Origin of the sequence: Nocardia sp. NPDC046473, from assembly GCF_040645995.1 — a bacterium.
Classification (GTDB): domain Bacteria; phylum Actinomycetota; class Actinomycetes; order Mycobacteriales; family Mycobacteriaceae; genus Nocardia.
In genome coordinates this window covers 274,884-287,563 of sequence record NZ_JBEYZJ010000010.1, presented here as the reverse complement: position 1 = coordinate 287,563, position 12,680 = coordinate 274,884, and the positions used below count along the sequence as shown (strand labels likewise).

3 protein-coding genes are annotated in these 12,680 nt (G+C 67.5%); 2 read left to right on the top strand and 1 reads right to left on the bottom strand.

Annotated features, from left to right (window positions below; genetic code table 11):
• Positions 1-292: 292 nt before the first annotated feature.
• The gene (locus ABZ942_RS34380) at positions 293-7,516 is read left to right on the top strand and encodes an amino acid adenylation domain-containing protein (RefSeq protein WP_357389488.1); all 7,224 of its coding nucleotides are present in this window, start codon (positions 293-295) and stop codon (positions 7,514-7,516) included.
• Between the two features lie 21 nt (positions 7,517-7,537).
• Positions 7,538-8,704: a serine hydrolase domain-containing protein gene (locus ABZ942_RS34375; protein ID WP_357389486.1), complete on the top strand. Its 1,167-nt coding sequence runs from the start codon at positions 7,538-7,540 to the stop codon at positions 8,702-8,704.
• Between the two features lie 647 nt (positions 8,705-9,351).
• Here the strand turns inward: ABZ942_RS34375 and ABZ942_RS34370 are convergent.
• Positions 9,352-12,531, bottom strand: a complete 3,180-nt coding sequence (locus ABZ942_RS34370; RefSeq protein WP_357389484.1) for a carboxyl transferase domain-containing protein — start codon at positions 12,529-12,531, stop codon at positions 9,352-9,354.
• Positions 12,532-12,680: the final 149 nt, after the last annotated feature.

Here is a 12,680-nt window from a genome sequence, read left to right as displayed (position 1 = left end):
ACCGCGGTGGCACCGCTCGTCAGGAACGTCGGAGCCGCTGACCATTCTCGGACATCCGGGCCGACCGTATCTCGAAGCAAGATCAAGTGATCTAGATCACAGTTTAGATCCGACAGACTGGTCGCTCCGAATCACGCACTTGAAGTTCTCTGAAAGTTTGCGGGCGAGCGGTTTTCGTCCGGTCCTCGTGCTGAGTCGCAGTACCGCCACCCGCGCCGCGCTGGCGGTGGGCTTGCTGGCACGGGTGCCTCGCAGGCGGTGTGACGACAACTCGACGGAACGGAGCGATCTGATGTCAGCAGCAGTGACTGACCCGCCCGCGGAGTCCGACCGACCGGACGCCGAGAACCCGTTCCCGCTATCGCACGCTCAGCTAGGCATCTGGAATATGCAGCAGGTCGCCCCGGAGTTGCCGCAGACCGTTTCACAATATGTCGAGCTGCGTGGCGAACTGGATGTCGAACTGCTCGCCGAAGCCATCTACCGCTCCGGTTTCGATATGCAGAGCCTGCGGGTGCGCATCGTCGAGATCGGCGACCAGCCGTGTCAACTGGTCGATCCGAGGGTGCCGCTCGGAGTTCTGCACGTGGATCTGCGGAGCGCCGAGAACCCGCGCGCGGCGGCGCTGCAATGGATCGAACGCGATGTGACGGTGCCGATGGATGTCGCCGGTACCCCGCTCGCGCGCAACGTCGTGCTGCAAACCGGTGTCGCCGAATACTTCTGGTACGGGAAGATGCACCACATCGCCATCGACGGGTATGGCGGCATGCTGCTGTTCCTGCGGATCGCGGAGCGGTACAACGCGCTGCGCAACGGCGTCGAGGCGAGCCGGACCATGGCCGAGTCGGTGCACACGATCTACCGGATGGAGCGGGACTACCGCGCGTCCGCGGACTTCATCGAGGACAAGCGGTTCTGGCAGGAGCAGGTGTCGCACCTGCCAGAGGTGTTCACGCTGAGTGGCCGGGCGGCGCCCGCGAACCGGCAGCGGCTGGTCGAGGAGGGCGTCCTCACCGACGACGCGGCCACCCTGCTCGACGCCGCGCGGACGGCGCTGCGGGTGTCGCGGCCCGCGTTGTTCGTTGCCGGGCTGGCCGGGTATCTGGCCGCCGCCAGCGGGAATCGCGATGTCGTGCTGAGTCTTCCGGTGACGGCACGCACCACCGTCGGGCTGCGCTGTTCCGCGGGTTTCGTCTCGAATGTGGTGCCGCTGTACATCCCGGTCGCCGAGGGCGTGCGGATCGACGAGCTTGCCGAGCAGACCCATCGGCAGATCACGGCCGTGCTTGCGCATCAGCGTTATCGCCATGAGGACATCCGGCGCGACCATGACGCTACCCGTGGCTCGCGTGGCCTGTTCGGACCGAGTATCAACATCATGTTGTTCCATAACGAGATTCGACTCGGCGATACCGCGGGATCGGTTCATGTGGTGTCCACCGGGCCCGTCGAGGATCTGTCGATCAACATCTACAACGGGCCGCGTAATGCCGGTCTGCATGTCGACTTCGTCGCCAATCCGGACCGGTATGCGGTCGATGAGCTCCGCGATCATCATCGGCGTTTTCTCGACTATCTCGCCGAATTCCTCGCCGCGGCACCGGAAACCGCGGTGTCCGAGCTGGCCTTGATGAGTGCGACCGAACGCAGCTTGGTCGAGGCGGAAGATGCCGCGATCGGAGTCGCGGCGCCCGAGGTGACCTTGGTCGAGCTGTTCGAAGCTGCCGCGAAGGCGCATGCCGGGGCGACGGCGGTGAAGTTTCTCGACGAGTCGCTCAGCTATGGCCAGCTCGATGCTCGCGCGAATCAGCTGGGGCGCAGGCTGATCGAGGCCGGGGTGGGGCCGGAATCGCTGGTGGCCGTTGTCGTGCCGAGGTCGCTCGATCTTGTTGTCGCGTTGCTCGCGGTGCTCAAGGCGGGCGGTGGGTATCTGCCGATCGATCCGAGCTCTCCGGCGGATCGGGTCCAGTACCTGCTCGGCGATGCGCGTCCGGTGTGTGTCGTTGTTTCCGCTACTGACGGTGTCGAACTGCCTGCCGGATTGCCCGTCATCGAGGTGGATTGGGAAGCGCTGTCCCGGTTCGGCACCGCGGCGATCACCGACACCGATCGACGTGCCCGGTTGGTGCCACGCAATGTCGCGTACGTGATCTATACGTCCGGCTCGACGGGGCGGCCGAAGGGCGTGCAGATCCCGCATTGCAATGTGGCACAGCTGTTTACCCGAACCGAGGAGTTCTTCGGATTCGACGAGCGCGACGTGTGGACGATGTTCCATTCGGCGGCCTTCGACTTCTCGGTGTGGGAGTTGTGGGGCGCGCTGCTGCACGGCGGTTCGCTGGTGGTGGTCGACTATTACACCTCGCGTTCGCCTGCCCAGTTCCTGGACCTGCTGCGGCGCGAGCGGGTCACCGTGCTTAATCAGACGCCGTCGGCGTTCTATCAACTGGCCGAGGCGGATCGGGTCGAGAGCGTCGGTGTGCCGCCGCTGGCGTTGCGGTATCTGGTGTTCGGTGGCGAGGCGCTCGAACTGCGTCGGCTGACGGACTGGTATGCACGGCATGATGATTCACTGCCACGGCTGGTGAATATGTACGGCATCACCGAGACCACGGTGCATGTGACGTTCGGCGGGTTGGACCGGGCCGCCGTTGCCGCACCGAACGCCGGTGGCGTCGGCCGGGCGATCCCCGGGCTGCGGATTCTGTTGCTGGACAGCAGGTTGCGGCTGGTACCGCCCGGTGTGGCGGGTGAGATCTATGTGGCGGGCGATCAACTCGCCCGCGGCTATCTCGGTCGGCCCGCGTTGACGGCGAGCCGGTTCGTGGCGAATCGGTTCGGCGGTCCGGGGGCACGGTTGTATCGGTCCGGTGATCTCGGCCGGTGGCGTCCCGATCGGGGGCTCGAATATCTGGGTCGCGCCGACCACCAGGTGAAGATCCGCGGTTTCCGGATCGAACTCGGTGAGATCGAGGCGGCGCTGCTCGAGCACGATGCGGTGCGGCAGGCGGCCGTGATCGTGCGTGAGGATGAACCGGGTGATCGGCGGATAGTGGCGTATGTGGTCGGGCATCCCGATATCGCGGCGCTGCGGGACCACGTCGGATCGGGGTTGCCCGAATACATGATTCCGTCGGCCTTCGTGGTGATCGAGGCAATTCCGTTGACCGCCAACGGTAAGTTGGATCGCCGCGCATTGCCTGCGCCCGTGCCGGAGGTGACGGCGTACCGCGCGCCACGGACGCCGATCGAGCAGGGCGTGGCGCGCGTTTTCGCCGAGGTGCTCGGGGTGGACCGAATCGGCTTGGACGACAGCTTCTTTGCGCTCGGCGGGAATTCGCTGGCGGCGACCCGGGTCGCGTCCCGGCTCGGCGCCGCGTTGAACACCAAGGTGCCGGTTCGGTTGCTGCTCGAGCAGGCGACCGTCGCAACGCTGGCCGCGCGGCTGGCCGAGCAGACGGGGGCTGGTGCACGGATCGCGTTGCACGTTCGGCCTAGACCGGCCCGGATTCCGCTGTCACCACAGCAGCGACGGCTGTGGTTCATCAACCGATTCGATCCCGGATCCGGTACGTACAATATTCCGTTCGCCTTGCGGATGCGAGGCGAGCTCGATATCGAGGCGCTGCGCATGGCATTGGCGGATGTCATCGATCGGCACGAGGCCCTGCGGACGATCTTTCCCGACGGTCCGGACGGCCCGAGTCAGGTGATCCTGCCTGCGGCAGGTGTTGCGCCCGCGATGCCGCTCATCGACCTGTCCCCCGCCGAGGTCGAGGACCAGCTGCGGGCCTTGGCTCGGCGCGGATTCGACTTGACGATCGACACCGCGTTGCGGGTCGAGCTGCTGCGCACCGGCGATCACGATTATGTTCTTGCGGTCGTCATTCAACACATCGCGGCCGACGGCTGGTCACTGACGCCGCTGTGTGCCGATCTGGTGACGGCCTATCGCGCGCGTCGGGTCGGGGAGGCACCGCATTGGGCGCCTTTGCCGGTTCAGTACGCGGATTACAGTCTCTGGCAGCGGGATACGATCGGCGACGAGTCGGTGCCCGGCAGCACGGCGGCGATTCAATTGGCCTACTGGCGGTCTCAGCTGGCCGAGCTGCCTGACGAACTCTGCCTGCCTTACGACCGGCCGCGACCCGCGGTGCAGTCTTACCGTGGCGGTCGGGTCGGGTTCGCCATCGATGCCGAAACCCATCACGCCCTTGTCGAATTGGCGCGTTCGCACAATGCCACCTTGTTCATGGCGGTGCATGCTGCCCTGATGGTCTTGCTGGCTCGAATTTCGGGGGTACCGGATGTGGCGGTCGGTACGCCGATCGCCGGACGCGGCGAGGCCGAGTTGGACGAGGTGATCGGGATGTTCGTGAACACGGTGGTGTTGCGGACTCGGATCGATCCGAGCAAGTCGTTCGCGGATCTGCTTGCGCGGCAGCGTGATATCGATGTCGATGCGTTCGCCCATGCGGAGGTGCCGTTCGAGCGGCTGGTGGAGGTGCTCAACCCGGTTCGCTCGACGGCACGGCATCCGCTGTTCCAGATCATGCTGTCGGTGGACAGTTCGGTGCCGGTACACGTGGAACTGCCGGGCGTCGAGGTGGTCGCCGGAGAGATCGATGCCGGTATCGCCAAGTGGGACTTGCAGTTCGCACTGACCGAGTCCTATACCGCCGACCGTCGCGCGGGTGGGCTCGAGGTGAGTCTGACCTATGCGACGGACTTGTTCGACGACGCGACGGCCGAGCTGATCGGTCACCGGTTCGCCAGGGTGCTGTCGGCGGTGGCCGCGAGCCCGGCGGTCATCGTCGGGGATATCGAAATTCTCAGCGCGGCGGAGCGGGCAGCGTTGGCGGCTGTGCGCGGTCGGCCTGCGACTGCCCCGGTCACGTTGGCCGACTACTTCGCGGCGGTTGTCGAACAGTCGCCGAACCACGTTGCGGTGCAGGCCGGTTCGGTGCAGCTGACCTATCGCGAACTCGACGCGCGGGCGAACAGGCTCGCCCGGATGTTGATCGGCCGTGGTATCGGCGCGAATGATGTTGTCGCGCTGGGATACGCACGATCGGTGGACAATGTGATCGGCTGGCTCGGCGTCGCCAAGGCGGGCGCGGCGTTCCTGCCGATCGATCGCGGTCATCCTGCCGATCGGATTCGGTCGGTGCTGTCGGACTCCGGGGCCATGGTCGGTCTCACCACGGCGGACGGCGCGGCGAGCCTGCCCGATACCGTGCCGTGGCTGGCGCCTTCGGATCTGGACGCGTTCGACGCGGCACCCGTCACCGATGCGGATCGGGTGCGGGCGGTGCGCGTCGACGACCTCGCCTACGTCATCTACACCTCCGGCTCCACCGGGACACCCAAGGGTGTCGCGGTAACCCATCGTGGGCTGGCCAGTTTCGCGGCCGAGCAACGCGATCGGTATCGGGTGCACCAGGATTCGCGGACGCTGCACATCGGGTCGCCGAGCTTCGACATCTCGGTGCTGGAGCTGCTGATGGCGTTGTGTGCGGGCGCGACGATGGTGATCGCGCCGACCGACATCTTCGGCGGCGACGCGCTGGCCGAATTCCTGGCGCGGGAGCGAATCACGCACGCCGCCATCACGCCCGCGGCGCTGGCGAGCATCGACGCGATGCGCTGGCCGTTGCCGCGGTTGCGGCTGCTGGTGGTCGGCGGTGACGCGTGCGGCACGGAACTGGTCGAGCGCTGGGCGCCCGATCGGGACCTGCTCAACGCCTACGGGCCGACCGAAGCGACTGTCGCGGTGACCATTTCCGAGCCGATGCGGCCGGGTGGGCCGGTAGTGCTCGGCCGACCGATCCGTGGCGCCGGGGTCGCCGTGCTCGACGCGCGGTTGCATCCGGCGCCGCCCGGCGTGGCGGGTGAGCTCTATCTCGCCGGGGTCGGGCTGGCGCGCGGCTATCACCGGCGGCCGGGTCTGACCGCGGGGAGATTCATCGCGAATCCGCATGGCGGCGTGGGTGAACGGATGTATCGCACCGGCGATCTGGCGCGTTGGACGGCCGCCGGTGAGCTCGTGCTGCTCGGTCGGGCCGACCATCAGGTGAAGATCCGTGGGTTCCGGATCGAGCTCGGTGAGATCGACTCGGCGCTGGTGAGTCATCCCGAGGTCGCGTATGCCACCACCGCCGGGTACGAGATGCCGAACGGGACAACGATTCTGGCGTCCTACGTGCAGCTGACGTCCGCTGCCGCATGCGGGGCGAGCGAGCTGGCGGGTTATCTGTCGAACCGGGTGCCGAATTACATGGTGCCACAGTCGATCACCGTCTTGGACACGTTGCCGCGCACCGCCGCCGGGAAATTGGACCGGGCGGCGCTGCCGAAACCGGTGCTGCGAGCGGGTGCGGGTTATCGGGCGCCGCGATCGGCGGCGGAGTCGGCACTGTGTGAGGCCTTCGCCGAGGTCCTCGGTGTGGATGCGGTGGGCGCGGACGACAGTTTCTTCGAGCTCGGCGGAAGTTCGCTGCTGGCAACACGAGTGGTGTCGGTGGTGCGTGCGCGGCACGGGTTCGACGTGCCGGTGCAGGCGCTGTTCCTCGATCCCACGCCGGCCGGTGTCGCCGCTCGGCTCGAGCCGGGGGCTCATGACGTCGCGGGCACGATCGACGCGGCCTTCCAGACGATGCTGCCGATTCGGGCGCAGGGCACGGCGGCGCCGCTGTTCTGCGTGCATTCGGTGAGCGGCGAATCCTGGAGTTACGCAGGGCTACTCGCTCATCTCGGGCCCGAGCGGCCGGTGTACGGGTTGCAGATCACCGACCTGGTCGAGGCCGGCGCCGAGGTCGACACGGTCGAGCTGCTCGCCGAACACTATGTCGCGGAGATCAAGAAGGTACAGCCGCGCGGGCCCTACCATCTGCTCGGCTGGTCGCTGGGTGGTGTGATCGCCTATGAGATCGCCGGGTGCCTCGACGAGGCCGGTGATCGAGTGGCGCTGCTGTCCATGCTGGACACCCGACTCATCGAGGGTGACCTCGAGGTCGCCGATCCCACCGCCGGTGAGCTGCTCAGCGCGCTGCTCGGCGATGCGGCCCGGGTGCGGGACGAGGTCACCGCCGAGCAGGCCGCCGCGCTGCTGCGGGCGCATCAGGGGCGATTCGCGTCGCTGACCGCCGCGCACGTCGAGCGGCTGTATGCCAGCTATCTCGTGTGCTCGCGCATGGGGTTCCGGTTCAAGCCGCGCGGGTACAGCGGAGACCTGTTGTATTTCACCGCGGAGACGGATTCCGCGCCCGTCGACGAACACGGCCGGATCGTTTCGGCCAGGGGTGCGGCAGCCTGGTATCCCTTTGTCGACGGAGCGGTGCACGAGCACTTCGTCGCCTGCGCACACGGCGAGATGACCTCGCCCGAGGCGCTCGCGGAGATCGGGCCGGTGCTGAGCCGCTACCTCGAAGAGGGCGCGTCGGAGTTCCGGGCCGACGGGCAGGCCGCGTGCTGTTGCGAGCACTCGCCGCACTGTGCGAAATGCGCGAGTTGAACACGTGACATGCTGGGTCACATGAGCATTGATGGAACGGTGGCGCCCGGGTTCGAGGCGGTCCGGGCGGCCTTCGCCGCGAATTTCGCAGATCAGGGCGATATCGGGGCGGCCGTGTGCGTGTATCGGAACGGGCAGCCGGTGGTGGATCTGTGGGGTGGTCTGGCCGATCCCGACAGTGGGCGGCCGTGGGAGCGCGACACACTGCAGCTGGTCTACTCGGCGACCAAAGGTGTGGTCGCGGCGGCGACCCACCTGCTGGTCCAGCGCGGTCAGCTCGACCTCGACGCACCGGTCGCGCAGTACTGGCCGGAATTCGCGGCGGCCGGGAAAGCCGAGATTCCGGTGCGCTGGTTACTGACCCATCAGGCCGGTCTCGCGGCGATCGACAAGCCGGTACCGCTGGCCGAGGCATTGGCCTGGACACCGATGGTCGACGCGCTGGCCGCGCAGACGCCGAACTGGACGCCGGGCACCGATCACGGCTACCACGGACGGACCTACGGCTATCTGGTCGGTGAGGTGATCCGCCGCATCACCGGACGTACCGTCGGGCAGTTCCTGGCCGAGGAGATCGCCGGACCTTACGGCATCGATTTCTTCATCGGTTTGCCTGCCGCCGAACAGAATCGGGTCAGCCGGTTGGTGTTCGCACCGAAGCCCGACCTCGATTCGGTGCCGGACGAAATGATCCCCGAGGAGATCCGTCCGATGGTCGCGGCGATGCGCGATCCGGAATCGTTGACGAACCGGGCTTTCCAGATCACCGACCCGCCGGACATCGACTTCAACTCCCCCGCCGTGCAGGCCGCGGAGATGCCCGCCAGCAACGGCATCGGCACCGCCCGCGGCTTGGCCCGGCTGTATGCGTCGCTGGTCAGCGAAGTCGACGGCACACGGCTGCTCACCGCGGAGACCCTCACCGCCGCCATCCACGAGCAGACCAGCGGCATCGACCGAGTCATCATGCTGCCGGACCGCTACGCCACCGGCTTCATGCTCCCCATCGCCGACCTCGCCCTCGGCGGCCCGAACTCCTTCGGCCACCCCGGCCGCGGCGGCTCCCTCGGCTACGCCGACCCGAGCCGAGGCATAGCCTTCGCCTACGTCACCAACCACATCGTCGAAGGCGCCATCGACCTCCGCGCTCGCAGCCTGGTCGACGCATTGGAAACCACCCTCGGATAGCACCGCCGCGCACACCTCCTCATCCCGCACATCCCTTCGCCAGCAATGTCGTACACAGGCTCACAGAATGTGCGCGACACAAACCACACGCGCCGCAAACCAAGACACACTCGGCGCCACCACACACGCCACGACGCGCACGGTCTCGCGCCCCGCCCACGAATTAGCCCCCCGCGCACCAATTCGCCAGCAATATCGCCCGCGGGCGGCCAAGGCAGACGCAGCCCACCAAAGCAGACGCAGGCCGACACAACGTACGCGGCCGAACAAGACTCGCGCGGCACACCTCACGATTGGCCCCGCACACAAACCCGCACCCCGCGCACAAACCCGCACCCCGCGCACAAACTCGCATACCGCGCACAAACTCGCATGCCGCGCACAAACTCGCATGCCGCGCACGAGTTGGCGTGCTGCGCAGCGATTTGCTGGCAATATCGCGCGCGGGGTGACAACGCGTGCGCGGCACAACAGAGAACGCGCGGTCGGGCGAGACGTGCGCGGCGCAACAGCGTGCTTGCCGACGCGCACAGTGTTGAGTGCCGCGCGCGAATTGGCTTCCTGCGCAATGATTTGCCAGCGATACTGTGCGCGCGCTGATGAAACGTGCGCGGCATGGCGCTGCTGACGGGGCGTGCGCGGTGGGGTCAGCGGAGGGTGCGGATCCAGCGGCGGGTGTCGGCGGGGTCGATTACGTCGTCCAGTTCCAGCAAGGTGGCGGCGGTCAGGGCTTTGCCGGTGGTGTAGGCGAGGGTGACCAGGTTGTCGAAGGCTTCCTGGCGTTCGGTGGGGTCTTCGATGGCGGCGAGTTCCTTCGCGAAGCCGAGGCGGACAGCGCCTTCCAGGCCCATGCCGCCGATTTCGCCGGTGGGCCAGGCGATGACGAAGCGGGGGGCGACGAAGGAGCCTGCGGCCATGGCTTGGGCGCCTAGGCCGTAGCCCTTGCGCAGGATGATGGTGCCCCAGGGGACGGAGAGGGCGGCCGCATCGATGAAGAGGCGGCTGAATTTGGTGACGGTGGCGTCTTTCTCGGCGTCGGGGCCGACCATGAAACCTGGTGTGTCGCAGAGGGAGACGATCGGCAGGTGATGTGCTCCGCACAGGCGCAGGAAGGCGCTGAGTTTATCCGCGGCGGGGGCGTCGATGGCGCCGCCGAGGTGGTGGCAGTTGTTGGCGATGAGGCCGTAGGGGTGCCCCTCGACACGGATCAGCGCGGTGACGATGCCGACGGCCCAGTCGGCGCGTAACTCCAGGACGGAGTCGAGGTCGGCGACGGCGTCGATCGCGGCGCGGATATCGAACGCGTGCAGCCGGTTCTCCGGGATCACATGGCGGGCCAGGCGTGGGTCCGGCGCGGTCCAATCGTCCACTGGCCCTTGGAAATAGGCGAGGTAGCGCTTGGCGATGCGAACGGCCTCGGCTTCGTCGGCGGCGACGATGTGCACGACACCGTTGCGGCGCTGGACCTCGATGGGGCCGATGTCCTCGGGGGCGTAGACGCCGAGACCGCCACCTTCGATCATGGCGGGACCGCCCATGCCGATGTTCGCGTCGGGGGTGGCGATCACGACGTCGCACATGCCGAGCAGGGCGGCGTTGCCTGCGAAGCAGCGGCCGGACACGATGCCGATCAGCGGGACTCGGCCGGACAGCGCACCCATGGCGCGGAAGGTGGTGAAGTCGAGGCCGGAGATGCCGCCGGTGTCGGTGTCGCCGGGGCGACCGCCGCCGCCTTCGGTGAAAAAGACCACCGGAAGGCGTTGGGTGCTGGCCATTTCCAGCATGCGGTCGGATTTGGCGTGACCGCGGTAACCCTGGGTGCCCGCCAAAACGGTGTAGTCGTAGGACATCACGACCACCCGGGTGTGTTCGGTGCCGAAACGGTCGGCGTTGATGGTGGCGACTCCGCCGATCAAGCCGTCGGCGGGGGTGTTCGCGATCAGGTCTTCGGGACTGCGGCGCAGTCGTTGAGCGGCAACGGCGAGAGCACCGTATTCGACGAAACTGTCGTCGTCGACGAGGTCGGCGATGTTCTCGCGGGCGGTGCGCCTGCCGAGTCGGTGGCGTTTGGCGACGGCGGCGGGCCGGGCCTCGTCGAGGCCGACGCGGTGCCGTTCACGTACTTCGGCGAGGTCCGGGCGGACCGTGTCGAGGTCGATCGCCGCGATATCGGCGACGGTCCCGTCGTGCTCGGCCTCGGTCCAGATCAGCAGGGGCTCATGTGGATCCACCGTCGAACCGGGTGCAGCCACGTGCCGTCGAACGCGCAGTGGTTGCTCGGCGCGCAGCACGTGCTGCATCTTCATGGCTTCCAGGACGGCGACCTCCGCACCAGTCGCGACGACAGTGCCGGGCTCGACCAGGCTGACCACCGTGCCGCCCATGGGTGAGCGCAGTGTCTGTTCATCGTCTTGCAGGTCGATGGAACCCTGGACGACGGTGACGGTCGGCTCGAGGTGCGGCGCGGGCGCGTAATCGATTGCCCGAGCGACGAGTTCAGGCAGATTCCGCTCGAACCACTCGGTCGAGACGGTCGCTCCCTCGGACAGCTGATCCAGCACCGACCGCAACAGCGCCGCATTCGTATCGACGCCGACCACGACGGTTTCGGCCAATGCGTCCGAACAACGGCGCAACGCTGCGGAATACGACGGGCCGCGAGCGATCACCTTGGCCAGCAGCGAATCGAACTGCGCCCCTTGCCGCATACCGGCATATGCGGCCGTATCGACCCGCACACCGACGCCGGTCGGCGCGGCGAATTGTGCCACCGCGCCGGTGCTGGGCAGCACATCGCCACCGGCAGTGACGATTTCGGCGTTCACCCGCGCCTGCACGGCGTAGCCACGCGGCGCACCAGTGGATAGTTCGAGGTCCGCGAGGGTGCGCCCCTGCGCCAGATCCAGTTGTATCGCGACAAGATCGACCCCCATTACCTCCTCGGTCACGGTGTGCTCGACCTGCAGTCGCGGATTCACCTCGAGGAACCACGCCTCATCACCACGCACGAGGAACTCGACGGTGATCACCCCGCGACAGCCCACCGACTCGGCGAGCCGCACCGCATCGCCATGCAGCCTTTCCCTCAGCGCCACAGCGAGATTCGGCGCGGGCGCCACTTCGATCACCTTCTGCTGCCGCCGCTGCACACTGCAATCCCGGTCGCCGACGGCAACGGCACGCACACCGTCCGCCGCCACCTGAACTTCGATATGCCGGGCATCGGCCACCAGCGCTTCCGCGTACACCGCGTCATCTCCGAACCCCGCCAGCGCCTCCGCCCGACACCGCTCATACGCCTCCCCCAGCGACTCCAGCTCCCGCACAACCCGCATCCCGCGCCCGCCGCCCCCAGCCGCGGCCTTGACCATCACCCCATCCGGATGCCCAGCGAGCAGCGCGGCCATCTCACCGACTCCCGCAGCCGCCGACGTCGCCGCAAGCACCGGCACCCCGGCCTGCTCCGCCGCCGCCCGCGCGGCGACCTTGTCACCGAACGTGCGCAACACCTCAGGCCCCGGACCCACGAAGACCAGCTCGGCTGCCGCACAGGCGGAGGCGAGATCCGCACTCTCACTGAGGAATCCGTAACCCGGATGCACGAGCGCGCCCGGCCCCGCCTTACGGGCCGCCGCCACCACGGCATGCACATCCAGATAGGCGGCGGCACCCGTCCCGGGCAGCTGCACCGCATCATCCGCCAACCGGACATGCAGCGCGTCCCGCTCGTCGGCGGTATACACCGCCAACGTCGCGCACCCACGCTCCCGAGCGGCTCGCAAGACCCGAACCGCCACCTCACCCCGGTTGACCACCACAACGCGCATGCCGCCAGTCTCCCGCACGCCGATGGCACGGCGAACGGGACCTGGCCGAGTCGAATCGAGAGAGCGGTGCGGGCAGTACTTACACCCCGATCTCACCGGATGTACCGCGGCTGATCGGCCGCGCCGGCTAGCGATCTGATCACCCTGGT

Excerpts from the sequence above, each read along its gene's own strand:
- ABZ942_RS34375 (WP_357389486.1), top strand. The coding sequence starts at position 7,538 with ATGAGCATTGATGGAACGGTGGCGCCCGGGTTCGAGGCGGTCCGGGCG.
- ABZ942_RS34380 (WP_357389488.1), top strand. The coding sequence starts at position 293 with ATGTCAGCAGCAGTGACTGACCCGCCCGCGGAGTCCGACCGACCGGAC.
- ABZ942_RS34370 (WP_357389484.1), bottom strand. The coding sequence starts at position 12,531 with ATGCGCGTTGTGGTGGTCAACCGGGGTGAGGTGGCGGTTCGGGTCTTG.